The sequence below is a fragment of the Roseateles sp. DAIF2 genome (genome assembly GCF_015624425.1).
Lineage (GTDB): Bacteria > Pseudomonadota > Gammaproteobacteria > Burkholderiales > Burkholderiaceae_C > Kinneretia.
Genome location: NZ_CP049919.1, coordinates 4,756,672 through 4,773,120, shown reverse-complemented (window position 1 = coordinate 4,773,120; position 16,449 = coordinate 4,756,672). Strand labels below are relative to the sequence as shown.

16 protein-coding genes are annotated in these 16,449 nt (G+C 69.8%); 13 read left to right on the top strand and 3 right to left on the bottom strand.

What is annotated here, in order from left to right; all coding sequences use genetic code 11:
- Positions 1 to 25 precede the first annotated feature (25 nt).
- The 11 genes from murC to G8A07_RS21925 all read left to right on the top strand — a co-directional run bounded on the left by murC (position 26) and on the right by G8A07_RS21925 (position 12,392).
- Positions 26 to 1,417 carry a UDP-N-acetylmuramate--L-alanine ligase gene (gene murC / locus G8A07_RS21975; protein WP_195794085.1) on the top strand — a complete coding sequence of 464 codons (1,392 nt, stop codon included), beginning with the start codon at positions 26 to 28 and terminating at the stop codon, positions 1,415 to 1,417.
- Positions 1,418 to 1,547: 130 nt separating this feature from the next.
- Complete coding sequence (locus tag G8A07_RS21970; protein WP_195794084.1) at positions 1,548 to 2,519, top strand: D-alanine--D-alanine ligase; 972 nt, start codon at positions 1,548 to 1,550, stop codon at positions 2,517 to 2,519.
- 13 nt (positions 2,520 to 2,532) lie between these two features.
- On the top strand, positions 2,533 to 3,366 hold the full coding sequence (locus G8A07_RS21965) for a cell division protein FtsQ/DivIB (RefSeq protein WP_195794083.1): 834 nt from the start codon (positions 2,533 to 2,535) through the stop codon (positions 3,364 to 3,366).
- 7 nt (positions 3,367 to 3,373) lie between these two features.
- Complete coding sequence (ftsA, locus tag G8A07_RS21960) at positions 3,374 to 4,603, top strand: cell division protein FtsA (RefSeq protein WP_195794082.1); 1,230 nt, start codon at positions 3,374 to 3,376, stop codon at positions 4,601 to 4,603.
- Positions 4,604 to 4,722: 119 nt separating this feature from the next.
- Positions 4,723 to 5,943 carry a cell division protein FtsZ gene (gene ftsZ / locus G8A07_RS21955; protein ID WP_195794081.1) on the top strand — a complete coding sequence of 407 codons (1,221 nt, stop codon included), beginning with the start codon at positions 4,723 to 4,725 and terminating at the stop codon, positions 5,941 to 5,943.
- A 230-nt stretch (positions 5,944 to 6,173) separates the two neighbouring features.
- On the top strand, positions 6,174 to 8,201 hold the full coding sequence (locus tag G8A07_RS21950; RefSeq protein ID WP_195794080.1) for a sensor histidine kinase: 2,028 nt from the start codon (positions 6,174 to 6,176) through the stop codon (positions 8,199 to 8,201).
- A 17-nt stretch (positions 8,202 to 8,218) separates the two neighbouring features.
- A complete protein-coding gene (gene lpxC / locus G8A07_RS21945; RefSeq protein WP_195794079.1) occupies positions 8,219 to 9,154 on the top strand; it encodes a UDP-3-O-acyl-N-acetylglucosamine deacetylase in 936 nt (311 codons plus the stop codon).
- Between the two features lie 95 nt (positions 9,155 to 9,249).
- A complete protein-coding gene (locus G8A07_RS21940; RefSeq protein ID WP_195794078.1) occupies positions 9,250 to 9,777 on the top strand; it encodes a TRAP transporter small permease in 528 nt (175 codons plus the stop codon).
- Entirely contained in the window at positions 9,774 to 11,072 is a 1,299-nt protein-coding gene (locus G8A07_RS21935; RefSeq protein WP_195794077.1) for a TRAP transporter large permease, read from the top strand. Before G8A07_RS21940 ends, G8A07_RS21935 begins: the two co-directional genes overlap by 4 nt.
- A gap of 44 nt (positions 11,073 to 11,116) precedes the next feature.
- Entirely contained in the window at positions 11,117 to 12,163 is a 1,047-nt protein-coding gene (locus G8A07_RS21930; protein ID WP_195794076.1) for a DctP family TRAP transporter solute-binding subunit, read from the top strand.
- 43 nt (positions 12,164 to 12,206) lie between these two features.
- The gene (locus G8A07_RS21925) at positions 12,207 to 12,392 is read left to right on the top strand and encodes a hypothetical protein (RefSeq protein ID WP_195794075.1); all 186 of its coding nucleotides are present in this window, start codon (positions 12,207 to 12,209) and stop codon (positions 12,390 to 12,392) included.
- Between the two features lie 4 nt (positions 12,393 to 12,396).
- On the opposite strand, the gene G8A07_RS21920 is transcribed toward G8A07_RS21925, so the two are convergent.
- Together G8A07_RS21920 and G8A07_RS21915 are read right to left on the bottom strand one after the other, a co-directional pair.
- Complete coding sequence (locus G8A07_RS21920; RefSeq protein ID WP_195794074.1) at positions 12,397 to 12,657, bottom strand: helix-turn-helix domain-containing protein; 261 nt, start codon at positions 12,655 to 12,657, stop codon at positions 12,397 to 12,399.
- 29 nt (positions 12,658 to 12,686) lie between these two features.
- Positions 12,687 to 13,604: a LysR family transcriptional regulator gene (locus tag G8A07_RS21915; protein ID WP_195794073.1), complete on the bottom strand. Its 918-nt coding sequence runs from the start codon at positions 13,602 to 13,604 to the stop codon at positions 12,687 to 12,689.
- 97 nt (positions 13,605 to 13,701) lie between these two features.
- On the opposite strand from G8A07_RS21915, the gene G8A07_RS21910 reads away from it, so the two are divergent.
- The gene (locus G8A07_RS21910) at positions 13,702 to 14,718 is read left to right on the top strand and encodes an NAD-dependent epimerase/dehydratase family protein (protein ID WP_195794072.1); all 1,017 of its coding nucleotides are present in this window, start codon (positions 13,702 to 13,704) and stop codon (positions 14,716 to 14,718) included.
- Positions 14,719 to 14,814: 96 nt separating this feature from the next.
- A complete protein-coding gene (locus G8A07_RS21905) occupies positions 14,815 to 15,717 on the top strand; it encodes a sterol desaturase family protein (protein WP_213086192.1) in 903 nt (300 codons plus the stop codon).
- Here G8A07_RS21905 and G8A07_RS21900 read toward each other — a convergent pair.
- Positions 15,686 to 16,438 carry a helix-turn-helix transcriptional regulator gene (locus G8A07_RS21900; protein ID WP_195794071.1) on the bottom strand — a complete coding sequence of 251 codons (753 nt, stop codon included), beginning with the start codon at positions 16,436 to 16,438 and terminating at the stop codon, positions 15,686 to 15,688. The two genes, G8A07_RS21905 and G8A07_RS21900, sit on opposite strands and share 32 nt — an antisense overlap.
- Between the last annotated feature and the right edge of the window lie 11 nt (positions 16,439 to 16,449).

Genomic DNA, 16,449 nt, shown 5'->3' with positions numbered 1-16,449 from the left:
CGTACCCGTCGGACGAGGGGCAGACATGAAACACGCGGTCAAACATATCCACTTCGTCGGCATCGGTGGTGCCGGCATGAGCGGCATCGCCGAGATCCTGCACAACCTGGGCTACACCGTGTCCGGTTCGGACCAGGGCGCCAGCGCCACCACCGAGCGCCTGAGTCAGCTGGGCCTGCAGGTGTTCATCGGCCATGCGTCCGGCCATATCGCCGGCGCGCAGGCGGTCGTGACCTCGACCGCGGTGAAGACCGACAACCCCGAGGTGCTGGCCGCGCGCGCGGCGCGCATTCCGGTGGTGCCGCGCGCGGTGATGCTGGCCGAGCTGATGCGCCTGAAGAAGGGCATCGCGATCGCCGGCACCCATGGCAAGACCACGACCACCTCGCTGGTGACGACGATCCTGGCCGAGGCCGGCGTCGACCCGACCTTCGTGATCGGCGGCAAGCTCAACAGCGCCGGTGCCAACTCGGCGCTGGGCAGCGGCGACTACATCGTGGTCGAGGCCGACGAGAGCGACGCCTCCTTCCTGAACCTGCTGCCGATGATGGCGGTCGTCACCAATATCGACGCCGACCACATGGACACCTATGGCCATGACTTCGCGCGGCTGAAGCAGGCCTTCGTCGATTTCCTGCATCGCATGCCCTTCTATGGCGCGGCGGTGGTCTGCGGCGACGATCCGGGCGTGCATGGCATCCTGCCGCTGATCTCGCGCCCGGTGGTCAGCTACGGCTTCGCCGAGGACAACCAGGTGCGGGCGGTCGATGTGCAGGCGCTGGCCGGCGGCCAGATGCGCTTCACCGCGCGCCGCCCCGGCCTGGCCGATCTGGACATCACCCTGAACCTGCCGGGCGTGCACAACGTGCTGAACGCGCTGGCCGCGATCGCGGTGGCCACCGAGCTGGAACTGCCCGACGCGCCGATCGCCGCGGCGCTGGCCAAGTTCGGCGGCGTGGGCCGGCGCTTCCAGCGCTATGGCGAGCTGCGCTCGGCCGACGGCGGCACGTTCACGCTGATCGACGACTACGGCCACCACCCGGTCGAGATGGCCGCGGTGCTGTCGGCCGCGCGCGGCGCCTTCCCGGGCCGGCGCCTGGTGCTGGCCTTCCAGCCGCACCGCTATACCCGCACGCGCGACTGTTTCGAGGACTTCGTCAAGGTGATCGGCGGCGCCGACGCGGTGCTGCTGACCGAGGTCTATGCGGCCGGCGAGGCGCCGATCGTCGCGGCCGACGGCCGCGCCCTGGCGCGCGCGCTGCGCGTGGCCGGCAAGGTGGAGCCGCTGTTCGTCGAGGACGCCGCGGCGCTGCCGCAGACCATCGCCGAGCAGGCGCGCGACGGCGATGTGGTGATCGTGATGGGGGCCGGCTCGATCGGCGCGGTGCCGGCCGCAACCGTGGAACTGCTGAAATGAGACCACCCCCTACGCGCTTCGCGCGCCCCCTCAAGGGGGCAGCGCCGACCGCCCGGCAAAGCCGGATCGGCGCCGCTCGCGCGGGAATGCAGCCGTTTCCTCTGTTGCGAAATGCGGTGGAGCCATTGACATGAGTATTGATCTGAATATCGACCCCAAGGCCCTGGGCAAGGTGGCCGTGCTGATGGGCGGCACCTCGGCCGAGCGCGAGGTCTCGCTGACGATGTCGGGCCCGGGCGTGCTGGCGGCGCTGCGCGAGGAGGGTGTCGACGCGCATGGCTTCGACCCGGCCGAGCGCGGCCTGCACGAGCTGAAGACCGAGGGCTTCGAGCGCGTCTTCATCGCGCTGCACGGCCGCCATGGCGAGGACGGCACGGTGCAGGGCGCGCTCGAGCTGCTGGGCATTCCCTATACCGGCTCCGGCGTGATGGCTTCCAGCATCGCGATGGACAAGATCATGACCAAGCGCCTATGGCTGGCCGATGGCCTGCCGTCGCCGCGCTACCAGATCGTGCACAAGAGCGAGCTGGGTGACGATGCGCGCCTGGCCGGGATCGTGCGGGCGCTGGGCCTGCCGCTGATCGTCAAGCCGCCGCATGAGGGCTCCAGCATCGGCATCACCAAGGTCAGCGAGGCCGGCGCGCTGCGCGCCGCGCTGGAGGCCGCCGCGCAGTTCGACGACGAGCTGCTGTGCGAGGAGTTCGTCGAGGGTCAGGAGTTGACCTGCCCGGTGCTGGGCGCGGACGACAAGGCCCAGCCCCTGCCGACCGTGCGCATCGAGGCGCCCGAGGGCAACTACGACTACCAGAACAAGTACTTCACCGACGTGACCCGCTATCACGCCGGCAGCCTGTCGCCGGCCTTGGAGGCCGAGGTCAAGGACCTGGTGCTGCGTGCTTTCCGCTCGCTTGGCTGCCGCGGCTGGGGCCGCGCCGACCTGATGCTGCGCAAGAGCGACAACAAGCCCTTCCTGCTGGAGATGAACACCTCGCCGGGCATGACCTCGCATTCGCTGGTGCCGATCTCCGCGCGCGCAGCCGGCATCTCCTATTCGAAGCTCTGCCTGTGGGTGCTGTCCCAGGCCCGGCTGGACCGCGCCTGACGCCAACTCCCCGATGAGCACGCTCGCCGCCGCTACCCCGCTGCCGCCCGACGTCCGCCTGATGAATGGCGTGACGGCGCTGCTGCTGGCCGGCCTGGTGCTGAGCGGGCTGGCGCTGGCCGTGCACAAGCTGGCGCGGCTGCCGGTGTTCGCGATCCGCCATATCCAGGTGGAGGGCGAGGTGTCGCGCAACAGCGTGGCCTCGTTGCGCGCCAACGCGTTGCCGCATCTGTCGGGCAGCTTCCTGAGCATGAACCTGCGCCAGGGCCGCGAGGCCTTCGAGGCCGTGCCCTGGGTGCGCAAGGCCCAGGTGCAGCGGGTCTGGCCGAACCGGCTGAAGGTGCGGCTGGAGGAACACAAGCCCGCCGCCTACTGGGAGCAGAAGGCCGAGGGCGCCGACGCCAACAGCGAGGCCAGCGCGGAGCGCGCGCTGGTCAACAGCTTCGGCGAGGTGTTCGAGGCCAATCTGGGCGATGTCGAGGACGAGGACCTGCCGGTGCTGGCCGGGCCGGAGGGCAGCTCGACGCGCATGCTGTCGATGTGGCGCCAGCTGCAGGCGGTCAGCCAGGGGCTGGGCGAGACGGTCGAGCGCCTGGACCTGTCCAGCCGCGGCTCCTGGCGCGCCACCCTGGACAAGGGCGCGGTGCTGGAACTGGGCCGCGGCGACGAGACCGAGGTGCTGGCGCGCTACCGCCAGTTCGCCGCCAGCATCACCCAGATCACCTCGCGCTTCCAGACGCCGCTGCTGACGGCGGACCTGCGCCATGCCGACGGCTACGCGGTGCGACTGCGCGGAATATCGACTATCACGACGCCGGCCCCCAAGGGCACGGCCAGAAAACGCTGAGGGGCATATGGCCAAGGAATACAAGGATTTGGTCGTCGGGCTGGATATCGGCACCGCCAAGATCATGGCGGTGGTGGCCGAGGTGCTGGGCAATGGGGAGTTGCGCATCGCCGGCCTGGGCGTGGCGCCCTCGCATGGTCTGAAGCGCGGCGTCGTGGTGAATATCGACGCGACCGTGCAATCGATCCAGCAGGCCCTGAAAGAGGCTGAAATGATGGCCGACTGCAAGATTTCGCGGGTTTTCACCGGGATTACCGGCAGCCATATTCGCGGCCAGAACTCCACCGGCATGGTGATCGTGCGCGACAAGGAAGTGACGCCGGTCGATGTCGCCCGGGTCGTGGAAACCGCCAAGGCCATCAATATCCCGAACGACCAGCGCCTGCTTTTGGTCGAGCCGCAGGAATTCGTGATCGACGGCCATGAGGTGAAGGAACCGATCGGCATGAGCGGCGGCCGGCTGGAGGTCAAGGTCCATATCGTGACCGGCGCCCAGAGCGCGGCGGAAAACATCGTCAAATGCGTGCGCCGCTGCGGCCTGGAAGTCGACCAGCTGGTTTTGAATCCCAGCGCCTCAAGCGCCGCGGCCCTGACCTCGGACGAGCGGGATCTGGGGGTGGCGGTGGTCGATATCGGCGCCGGCACCACCGATGTGGCGATTTTCACCGGCGGTTCGATCCGCCATACCGCGGTAATTCCGATCGCCGGCGATCTGATCACCAGCGATATCGCGATGGCGCTGCGCACGCCGACCAAGGATGCCGAGGAAATCAAGGTCGAGCATGGCGTGGCCAAGCAGCTGCTGGCCGATCCGTCCGACCAGGTGGAGGTGCCGGGCCTGGGCGACCGGGCCCCGCGCATGCTCTCCAAACAGGCGCTGGCGGGGGTTATCGAGCCGCGCGTCGAGGAGATTTTTTCGCTGGTCCACCAGGTGATCCGGGAAAGCGGCTACGAGGAATTGCTGTCCTCCGGCATTGTTTTGACCGGCGGCTCGGCGGTGATGCCGGGCATGGTGGAACTGGCCGAGGACATATTCCTGAAACCGGTGCGGCGCGGCAACCCGACCTATAACGGCGCGTTGTTCGACATGGTTTCGAATCCCCGCTCCGCGACCGTGATGGGCCTGCTGGAAGAGGCCCGCCTGTCGCGCACCCGGGGTTTGAAGGCGGCACAGCAGGCCGGTTCGGTGAAAACCATCATCGGCCGCGCCAAGGACTGGTTTCTGGGTAATTTCTAGAGCGCCGAGGAAGCGCTGTGGTATCAGGCCCGAAAAATACGGGCTGAAACGTAAAAAGGGGTCCTTCCCCTGTGGTTTTTATTTGCTGGCAACTGCACAATTGCTGAAGGAGGTTTGCTATGGCGATCGAGATGATCGAAGAGTTTGATCAGGGCACTCAGATCAAGGTGATCGGGGTTGGTGGTGGCGGCGGCAACGCGGTCGACCACATGATTGCCCAGGGTGTGCAGGGCGTGGAATTCATCTGCGCCAATACCGACGCCCAGGCTCTCAACCGCTCCAAGGCCGACCAGCTGCTGCAGCTGGGCACCTCCGGTCTCGGCGCCGGCGCCAAGCCCGAAATGGGCAAGGCCGCGGCCGAGGAAGCCGAAGCGCGCATCCGCGAATCGATCCAGGGCGCGAACATGCTGTTCATCACCGCCGGCATGGGCGGCGGCACCGGCACCGGCGCCGCGCCGGTGATCGCGCGCGTCGCCAAGGAAATGGGCATCCTGACCGTCGGCGTCGTGACCAAGCCCTTCGAGTTCGAAGGTGGCCGCCGCTCCAAGGCCGCCGATGCCGGCCTGGCCGAGCTGGAAGCCAATGTCGACTCGCTGATCGTCGTGCTGAACGACAAGCTGCTCGACGTGCTGGGCGACGACGTCACCCAGGACCAGGCCTTCGCGCATGCCAACGATGTGCTGAAGAACGCGGTCGGCGGCATCTCCGACATCATCCACATGCCAGGCCTGGTCAACGTCGACTTCGAAGACGTCAAGACCGTGATGAGCGAGCCGGGCAAGGCGATGATGGGCACGGCCGTGGCCGGTGGCCCGGACCGCGCGACCAAGGCCGCCGAGGCCGCCGTCGCCTGCCCGCTGCTGGAGGGCATCGACCTGTCCGGCGCGCGTGGCGTGCTGGTGCTGATCGCTGCGAACCGCAACACCTTCAAGCTGGCCGAAAGCCGCAACGCGATGAACGCGATCAAGCGCTACGCCGCGGACGATGCGCACATCATCTACGGCACTGCCTATGACGAGAGCCTGGGCGACCAGCTGCGCGTCACCGTGATCGCCACCGGCCTGACCAGCCAGCGCGCCCGCGTGCAGGCGCCGCTGCAGGTGGTGCAGCCGGCCGCGCAGCTGCGCACCGGTACCGACAACCTGCCGGTGCTGAACCAGGCCGTCAGCGTGCCGAGCGCCGGCGCCACCGTGGGCGGCGTCAACAACGACTTCGCCGGCATGAGCGTGCCCAGCGTCTGGCGCCATGGCCGCACCGCCGCGGCCAAGGTCGAGGCCCTGTCGTCCAACGGCATGGACGAGATCGAGATCCCGGCCTTCCTGCGCAAGCAGGCGGACTGATCGATCTTCCCTCCCGCCCGCGGCGGGAGCGCATCGGCCAGAGCAAGAGCCCGTCGGGCAGCGAACCCTCCTTCTCGCTGCCCCGGCGGGCTTTTGCGTTTGCGGGTGCGGCGGCCATGCCACAGCGGCGGGCCAATCTTGTAAGCGTCGTAGCCAGCGCGGCCGACTGCGGGCAGACTATTCGCCGCGGGCCGGCATCGGCCCCGCCCGATAACAACAACATTCTCAGGATGGGTCCGTCTTTTTCGCTGCTGTCGCGTCTGCTGCTGCTATGGCTGCTGGCCTGCTTGGCCATGGCGGCGCAGGCCCAGCGGCTGGGGCTGCCGGAAGCGCCGACGCGCAATGCCGGCGAACAGGCCACCGGCGCGCAGCTGGCGATCTCGAACTGGAGCCGTGCGGATCTGCGCGGCTGGTGGGCCGCGCTGCGGGCGATGGACGGCTCCGCCGCCCTGCTGCCGCCGCAGCTGCAGCCGCCCGAGGATCCGCAGGCCTGGTCGCCGGTGCAGCTGCCCGATGTGCGCCAGCGCGCCGCGGCCGGCGTCCACCATGCCGGCGACCCGCAGTTCCAGATGCGCTGGTACCGGCTGCGCTACGCGCCGCCGGACAAGCGCTGGCCGACCAGCGTCGCGCTCTACATGCCGCGCCTGGTGGGCATGGCGGCCGCGGTGCTGGTGCGCACCGAGGAGGGCTGGCGCCCGGTGTTCGACAACCAGAGCGGCGCGCGCGAGCAATGGGTGCGGCCGCTGTGGGCGGTGTTCCCCGGCGCCTTCACCGAGCTGCAGCAGGACCGCGCGATCGAGGTGGTCGTCGCGGTGCCGGTGCTGAAGGACAGCTTCTTCGCGGTCTCCAGCGCCTGGCTGGGCGCGCGCGAGGACCTGGAGCCGCTCTACGACACGCGCTGGGCGCTGCAGATCGGCGTGCCGCAGGCCACCGGCCTCTTGCTGGTGGTGCTGGGCCTGTTCGCCTTCACCCTGTGGCTGCAGCGGCGCGAGGAGCCGGCCTATCTGCTGTTCGCGCTGGCCACCGTGGCCTGGCTGGTGCGCAATCTGCATTACCACGTCGACCTGCCCAGCACCCGGCTGGGCCTGGAATGGTTCTGGTGGGCGACCCATGCCTCGATGTCCTGGGTGATGCTGCTGACCTTTTTGTTCGCGCTGCGTTTCGCGCGCCAGCGCTTCCCGCGCTTCGAGCGGCTGATGGGCCTGTTCGTCGTGCTGACCAGCGTGCTGACGATGCCGCTGGTGATCGACCTGATGGACCCGCTGGTGCTGCAGCACATCGTCAATGCGGTGGTGGGCCTGGTCGGCACCGTCTTCGTCGCGGTGGTGGCGCTGCGCGAGGGCAGCCGCGAGCTGCGCCTGATCGCCTTGAGCCTGCTGCTGGGCCTGGGCTTCGGCATCCACGACCTGGGTCTGCTGGCCGGCTGGGGCTGGAGCGAGCATATCTACCTGATGCCCTTCGCGACCCTGGTGATCGTCGCGAGTTTTCTCTATGCGGTGCAGCAGCGCTTCCTCGGCGCGCTGCGCCAGGTCGAGCGGGCCAACGATCAGCTCGGCCAGCGCCTGGCCCAGCAGGGCGCGCAGCTGCAAACCCAGCATGAGCGCCTGTCGGAGGCCGAGCGCCAGCAGGCCCTGCTGCTGGAGCGCCAGCGCCTGATGCAGGACATGCACGACGGCCTCGGCAGCTCGCTGCTGTCGGCGATGGTGGCGGTGGAGCAGGGCTCGATGCAGCAGGATCAGGTGGTCGAGGTGCTGCGCGAATGCGTGGACGATCTGCGCCTGGTGATCGACTCGCTGGAGCCGGTCGGCCATGACCTGGTCTCGCTGCTGGCGACGATGCGCTACCGCCTGGGCAAGCGCCTGCAGGCCGGCGGCCTGGTGCTGGACTGGGACGTGCAGGACCTGCCGCCGCTCGATTGGCTGGAGCCGCCCGACGCGCTGCATGTGCTGCGCCTGCTGCAGGAGGCGCTGAACAATGTGCTCAAGCATGCGCGCGCCTCGCGCGTGCGCATCGCGACGCGCGACCTGGGTCACAAGGTGGAGATCCGCGTCGAGGACGACGGCCTGGGCTTCGACCTCGACACCGCGCAGAAGGGCCGCGGCCTGCGCAGCCAGCAAAAGCGCGCGAACCGCCTGGGCGGCAGCGTGCATGTGGACAGCCGCCCCGGCCATGGCACCCAGCTGAGCCTGCGCCTGCCGGTGCGGCGGCGTTCGGCGGCGCCCGTCACGGAGACCTCGGGCCAGCAAAAACCAGGGTAATCACCGACAATCGGGGCATGCTGCAACAGAGAACGCTCAAGTCGCTGACCCGTGCGGTCGGCGTCGGCATCCACAGCGGGCAGAAGGTCGAGATGACCCTGCGCCCCGCCGCACCGAACACCGGCATCGTGTTCCGCCGCGTGGACCTGAACACGCCGGTCGACATCCCGGTGCGCGCCGACACCGTCTGCGACACCCGCATGGCCACCACGGTCAGCCCCGGCGGCGACCCCGGCGCGCCCAAGGTGCAGACCATCGAGCATCTGCTGTCGGCCTGCGCCGGCCTCGGGCTGGACAACCTCTATGTCGACATCAATGCCGACGAGGTGCCGATCCTCGACGGCTCGGCCGCCAGCTATGTGTTCCTGCTGCAGAGCGCGGGCATCGAGCTGCAGAACGCGCCGAAGAAGTTTCTGCGGGTCAAGAAGACCGTCGAGGTGCGCCAGGGCGAGGGCAAGCGCCTGATGTGGGCCAGGCTGGAGCCGCACCATGGCTACACCCTGAGTTTCCAGATCGAGTTCGACAACCCGGCGGTGGCGGCCACCGGCCAGCAGTTCGTGTTCGACATGGGCTCGGGCCAGTACAAGAAGCAGATCGCGCGCGCCCGAACCTTCGGCATGACCAGCGACATCGAGACCATGCGCTCGCGCGGCCTGACCCTGGGCGGCTCGATGGACAACGCGATCGTCGTCGACGACTACCGCGTGCTGAACGCCGACGGGCTGCGCTACGACGACGAGTTCGTCAAGCACAAGATCCTCGACGCCATCGGCGACATGCATGTGGCCGGCCATCCGCTGCTGGCCGCCTACACCTCCTTCAAGGGCGGCCACGCGCTGAACAACAAGCTGCTGCGCGCGCTGCTGGCCGACAGCGAGGCCTGGGAGATCGTCAGCTTCGAGGACGAGAAGCAGGCCCCTGCGGGCTTCGCGGAGCTGGCGCCGGCCTGGTGAGGCGTAGCGCGCGGGCTTCAAGGTAAGCCCCAGGGCGGCGTGCGGGAACCGCGGGCTAGGATGGGCCGAACCCATCCCGCCCGCCGCGCCGCACGATGACGCCCGACTCTGCCGAGCCCGACGCTCCCGAACCCGCTGCCGTTGACGAACCCACCCGGGTGCCGCTGGCGCTGGAGGACTGGGCCACCGTGATCATCATGGCCTTGCTGGCCGGCATCACCTTCGCCAATGTGCTGGTGCGCTACTTCACCGATGCCTCCTTCGCCTGGACCGAGGAGGTCTCGGTCTTCCTGATGATCCTGCTGGTGCTGGTCGGCACGGCCGCCGCGGTGGCGCGCGATCGGCATATCCGCATCGAGTTCCTGCTGGAGCGCGGCAGCGCGGCGCGGCGCCGGCGTCTGCAGCAGCTGGGCGCGGCGGTGCTGCTGCTGCTGTTCGGACTGATCGCGGGCCTGAGCCTGCGCGTGGTCTGGGACGACTACCGCTTCGGCGAGACCTCGCCGGGCATCGGCGTGCCGCAATGGTGGTATTCGATCTGGCTGCCGTTCGTGTCGCTGGCGATCGCCTTGCGCGCGCTGGGCCTGCTGATCCGCCGCAGCCGCCGCGGGCCGGACGGCGCATGATCGCCGCGCTGCTGTTCGCGGCCTTTGTCGTGCTGATGCTGGCCGGCGTGCCGATCGGCGCCGCGATGGGCCTGGCCGGCGCGGCCTGCATCGCGCTGGCGAATGCCGAGGTGCAATGGTTCGGCCTGCTGGCGGTGCCGCAGAACTTCTATGCCGGCCTGGGCAAATACCCGCTGCTGGCGATCCCGATGTTCGTGCTGGTCGGCTCCATCTTCGACCGCTCCGGCGTCGCGCTGCGCCTGATGAATCTGGCGATTGCAATCGTCGGGCGCGGCCCGGGCATGCTGCCGCTGGTGGCAATCGGCGTAGCGATGTTCCTGGGCGGCATCTCCGGCTCGGGCCCGGCCACCGCGGCGGCGGTCGGCGGCGTGATGCTGGCGGCGATGGCGCGCGCCGGCTATCCGGCCGCCTATTCGGCCAGCGTGGTCGGCGCCGCGGCCGCCACCGACATCCTGATCCCGCCCTCGATCGCCTTCATCGTCTATTCGGTGCTGGTGCCGGGCGCCTCGGTGCCGGCGCTGTTCGCGGCCGGCGTGCTGCCGGGCCTGCTGGTCGGCCTGGCGCTGATGGCGCCGGCCTGGTGGCTGGCGCGCCGCCATGGCATGGGCGTGCAGGAGGCCGGCCTGCCGCGGCCGCCGTTCTGGCGCAGCCTGCGCGAGGCGGCCTGGGGCCTGATCGCGCCGGTGCTGATCCTCGGCGGCATGCGCGCCGGCTGGTTCACGCCGACCGAGGCGGCGGTGGTCGCGGTGTTCTACGGCCTGTTCGTCGGCATGGTGGTGCATCGCACGATCCGCGCGCGCGACCTGTTCGAGATCCTGCGCGAGGCGGGCGAGCTGTCGGCGGTGATCCTGGTGGTGGTCTCGCTGGCCGGCATCTTCGCCTTCTCGCTCTCGACCCTGGGCGTGATCGACCCGCTGACGCGCGCGATCACGAGCTCCGGCCTGGGCGAGTACGGCGTGCTGGCGGCGATCGTCGCGCTGCTGATCGTGGTCGGCATGTTCCTGGACGGCATCTCGATCTTCCTGATCTTCGTGCCGCTGCTGTGGCCGATCGTCCAGCATTTCCGCTGGGACCCGGTGTGGTTCGGCGTGCTGCTGACCCTGCTGGTGGCGCTGGGCCAGTTCACGCCGCCGATGGCGGTGAACCTGATGGTGGCCTGTCGCATCGCGCGGGTCAGCATGGATCAGACGGTGCGCTGGGTGCGCTGGCTGGTGCTGGCGATGCTGGCGGTGATCGTCGCGGTGATCGCCTGGCCCGCGCTGGCACTGTGGCTGCCGGCGCGGCTGGGCTATTGATGGATGGCATGCAGACCGACCCACCAACAACAGGAGACAAGCCGATGAAGACCCGCTTCCCCCGTCGTGCCCTGCTGGCGGCCCTGGCCGCCGCCGCGGCGCTGAGCCTCATCAATCCCTGCCTGGCGCAGGGCAGCTCCTACAAGAGCGAGTACCGCCTGTCCCTGGTGCTGGGCCCGGCCTTCCCCTGGGGCAAGGGCGGCGAGATCTGGGCCAACCTCGTGCGCGAGCGCACCCAGGGCCGCATCAACATCAAGCTCTATCCCGGCGTCTCGCTGATCCAGGGCGACCAGACGCGCGAGTTCAGCGCGCTGCGCCAGGGCGTGATCGACATGGCGATCGGCTCGACGATCAACTGGTCGCCGCAGGTCAAGCAGCTGAACCTGTTCTCCCTGCCCTTCCTGATGCCCGACTATGCGGCGATCGACGCGCTGACCCGGGGCGAGGTCGGCCGGGATCTCTTCGCCACCCTGGACAAGGCCGGCGTCGTGCCGTTGGCCTGGGGCGAGAACGGCTACCGCGAGCTGAGCAACAGCAAGCGCGCGGTGAAGACGCCTGAGGACCTGAAGGGCCTGAAGATCCGCGTGGTCGGCTCGCCGCTGTTCCTCGACACCTTCACGGCGCTGGGCGCGAACCCGACGCAGATGAGCTGGGCCGATGCGCAGCCGGCCTTCGCCAGCGGCGCGGTGGACGGGCAGGAGAACCCGCTGGCGATCTTCACCGCGGCCAAGCTGCACAGCGTGGCGCAGAAGCACATCACGCTCTGGGGCTATGTGGCCGACCCGCTGATCTTCGTCGTCAACAAGGAGGTCTGGGCCTCCTGGACGCCAGCCGACCAGGCCATCGTGCGCCAGGCCGCGCTGGACGCCGGCCAGCAGCAGATCGCGATCGCGCGCAAGGGCCTGGTCGAGCCGGGCCAGCCGCTCTTGAAGGAGATCGCGGGCCTGGGCGTCACGGTCACCCAGCCCAGCGCCGCCGAGCGCGAAGCCTTCGTCAAGGCCACCCGCGGCGTCTACGGCAAATGGAAGCCGCAGATCGGCGCGGAGCTGGTGAGCAAGGCCGAGAAGGCGATCGCGGCGCGCAAGCCCTGACCCCGGCTACCATCGCCACCATGTCTCACCAGGATTTGCGCCCGTGCTGATCTTCCGCCTCGTCGTCGGTCTGCTGCTGTTCGCCGGCATCCTCTGCTTCGCGCTCTACATCGGCACGCGCCAGCCCGTCTGGCGCCACCGCGGCATCGTGATCATCAAGTGGACGGTGATCGCGGCGCTGGGCTTCTTCGCGGTGCTGATCCTGGAGCGCCTGGCGCTGATGCTGTGACCGTTCAGGGCGACGGCGGGATCTCCGCCGCGCCCACCGCCAGGCCGTAGAGCGCCAGCAGCCCGACCATATGCCCGATCGCCACGCCCGGTTCGCCGGACTCGATGCGGGCGATGGTCTGCACATGCACGCCCAGCCGCGCCGCCGCCGCGGCCTGGCCTTCGCCCGCGCGCAGCCGCGCCTGCTTGGCGGCCGCGCCCAGGTCCTTGATCGCCTGCAGCGCGGCGCCATCGATCTCTGCGGAAATTCGTTTGCCTTGAGCCATCGGGCGATTGTGCCGTCGTCCGACGTTCGTCAGCTTGCCGCCGCCGCCTTGCCGCGGCGCGGGGCGGTGTAGTCGCGCAGGCCGCGCACCAGCGCGTCGAAGGTGACGCGGCAGCGCGGGCTGCTGCGCAGGCCTTCGTGCATCACGATCCAGCTGTCCAGCGCCAGCAAGAACTTCTGCGGCAGCAGCCGCACCAGGTCCGGGTCGCGCCGTGCCAGCGCGAGCTGGCAGATGCCGATGCCCAAGCCGGCGCGCAGCAGGGCCAACTGGCCCAGGTCGCTGTCGCAGCGCGCCGCGAACTGCTCGCGCGACCAGGCGGGTAGTCCCGCGCCGGCCGCGCGCAGGAAGGGCGTTTCCTGGTCGAAGCCGATCAGCCGGTGCCCGGCCAGATCGGCCAGCTTCGTCGGCTCGCCATGCCGCTCCAGATAGCGCCGGTGCGCATGCAGGCCCAGGCTCACCTCGCCGACCCGGGTCGCCAGCAGCACATCCTGACGTGGCGCGGTCATGCGCACCGCGATGTCCGCCTCGCGCCGCACCAGGTCCTGCACGCGGTTGCTCAGCACCAGCTCGATCTCCAGCCGCGGATGCTGTGCCTGCAGCGCTGCCAGGATGGGCGGCAGCACCTCGACGCCGATCACCTCGCTGGCCGAGATGCGCACGGCGCCCTGCACGGCCTGGCCCAGGCCGCGCGCCGCACGCTCCAGCGCGGCGGCGGTGCTGCGCATCAGCTCGGCATCCTCGCGCAGCGCCAGCGCCGCCTCGGTGGCCTGCAGCCCGGCCTGCGAGCGAGTGAACAGGCTCAGGCCCAGCGCCCGCTCCAGCGCCGAGACATGGCGCCCGATGGTCGGCTGGGTCAACCCCAGCGAGCGCGCCGCGGCCGAGAGCGAACCCTCCTGCAGCACCGCGAGAAAGGAGCGGTAGAGCTCCCAGCCGATGTTCCGAGTCATGCATAAATGTATAGCGACTGTGCGGTGTTTCGTAATTTCCTTTTATCGAGCGCGGGCCAAGAATTCGTCCATCGCAACCAGCCAGGAGCAGGAAAAAATGTCGAAGCAGGAACAACAGCAGCAAGCCCTGGTGCTGGGCGCCACCGGAGGCATCGGCGGCGAGCTGGCGCGGCAGCTGCGCGCGGCCGGCTGGGCGGTGCGGGCGCTGCACCGCGGGACCGCGGAGTCGGCCGGCCGTGACGCGCAGGGCATCGAATGGGTGCGCGGCGACGCGCTGAATGCGGCGGATGTGCTGGCGGCCGCGCGGGGCTGCGCGGTGATCGTGCATGCGGTCAACCCGCCCGGCTACCGCCGCTGGTCGGAACTGGTGCTGCCGATGATCGACAACACCATCGCGGCGGCGCGCGCGCAGGGTGCCACGGTGCTGCTGCCGGGCACGGTCTACAACTACGGCCCGGACGCCTTTCCCTTGCTGCGCGAGGACTCGCCGCAGCGGCCGCTGACCCGCAAGGGCGCGATCCGGGTCGAGCTGGAGCGACGCCTGGCCACCGCGGCCGAGGCCGGCGGCATGCGCGCGATCGTGCTGCGCGCTGGCGACTTCTTCGGCCCGCGGGCCGGCAACAGCTGGTTCACCCAGGCGATGGTGAAGCCGGGCCGGCCGGTGCGCGCGGTGCAGCTGCCCGGCCGCGCCGGCGTCGGCCACCAGTTCGCCTATCTGCCCGACGTGGCGCGCACGATGCTCGCGCTGCTGGAAAAGCGCGGTGCGCTGCCGGCCTTCGCGAGCTTCCAGATGGCCGGGCATTGGGATGCCGATGGCCGCGAGTTCGGCCGCGCGATCCAGCGCGTGGTGCAGCGCCGGGGCGGCGCCGCGCCGCGGCTGCGCGCCTTTCCCTGGTGGCTGGTGCGCCTGGTCTCGCCCTTCGTGGCGACCCTGCGCGAGCTGCTGGAGATGCGCTATCTGTGGCAGCGCGAGGTTCGCATGGACAACGCCCTGCTGCTGCGCACCCTGGGCCATGAGCCGCACACGCCGCTGGACGAGGCGATCGAGGCGACCCTGGCGGGCATCGGCTGCCTGGACGGCGAAGCCGTCCAGGCGGCGCCGGCCCGCGCCTGAGCCGGACTCGGGTCGACCGGAACGTTCAAGCCAGCGGCGCGGCGCTCGCCGATGCTGGGCGCCATCGATCTTTCTTTCCGACCCTGAGGCGATGCGATGACGAAACTGACCCACACCCTGCGGGCCGCGCTGCGGCTGTCCTTCGCGCCGGGCATGCTGCTGCTGTTCGGCGCGGCGGCGCTGGCGCTGATCCAGGCCGGCCACAGCCATTTCTGGCTGCTGGGCCTGCTGGCCGCGGCGGCGCTGCTGTCCTGCCTGGCCGAGCGTTTCGCGCCCTATGAGCCGCGCTGGAACCGCGCGCAGGGCGATCTCGGGCGCGACCTGCTGCATGCCCTGGTCAACGAGAGCGGGGCGATGGCCTCGGTGCTGCTGCTGCCCTGGCTGAGCGCCTATGCGCCGTTCGCGGAACTCTGGCCCGCGCAATGGCCGCTGTGGCTGCAATGGCTGCTGGCGGTGCTGGTGGCCGATGCCGGGATCACCCTGACGCATTGGGCCAGCCACCATTGGGCGCCGCTGTGGCGGCTGCATGCGGTGCACCATGCGGTCGAGCGCTTCCATGGCCTGAACGGCCTGGTCAAGCATCCGCTGCACCAACTGATCGAGACCGGTGCCGGCACCCTGCCGCTGCTGCTGATCGGCCTGCCGGCCGAGGTGGCTGCGCTGCTGGCCTTTGCGGCCGGGCTGCAGCTGCTGCTCCAGCACAGCAATGTGGACATGCGGATCGGCCCGCTGCGCCATGTCTGGGCCGTCGCGCCGGTGCACCGCTTTCACCATCGCAAATGGGCCGGCATCGGCGATGTGAACTTCGGCCTGTTCACGACCTTCTGGGACCGGCTGCTCGGCACCGCGGTCTTCGATCCACAGGCCCGCTTCGGCCCGGGCGACTTCGGCATCGGCACCCGGCCGGACTATCCGCAGACCTATCTGGCCCAGCTGGTCGAGCCCTTCAAGCCCGAGCCGGCGGCCATCAGCGGATCAGCCTTGCCCGACTCGCGTTGAGGCCGAAGGTCGAGCGCAGGGTGCGCGCGAAATGCGCGGCATCGGCAAAGCCCGCACCATGCGCCGCCTCGGTGATGCTGGCACCGCGCTGCAGCCAGGGCCCGGCCAGCAGCAGGCGCCGCCACAGCACGAAGCGCCGGAAGTTCATGCCGATGCGATCGGCAAACACATGGCGCAGCCGCTCCGGCGACAGGTATACCCGGCGCGCAATCTCGGCCAGCGCGACCGCGCCCTGCGGCGCCAGCTCGTCGATCGCCGCACGCACCGTGGCCTCCCAGGCGTCCTCTTCCGCCGGAACATCGGGGCCGGCATCCGCCTGCCACGCAGACCAGAACCCGGTCGAGGTCGGCGGCAGCATTCGCGCGCTGCCCATCGCCGCGCTCAGCGCGGCCCGGATCTCGGCCGGCAGGCTCGCCGCCGGCCGGCGGCGCGGTTCGATGAACACGACCCGGGCCGGGCCGGATGATGCCGAATGCAGCAGGCGATGCGGCTGCAGCGGCTCGATCAGCAGCGCCGGCGCATGCAGCACCTCTCCATTCGCTGCCGCGATGGCTAGCGTCGATGGACCATCATCCGGCCGCTGCGCCAGCACCGCCTGCGCCGCGAAATGCCGATGCACCGAGGTGTCGCCGATCGTGCCCTCCCACAAGGCCCAGTCCGTGCCGAGGGTCAGGGTGCCGTGCCAGGTGTTGTCGGCATCGGGAGCGGGGGTTGCGGTCATGGTCCGTAGGG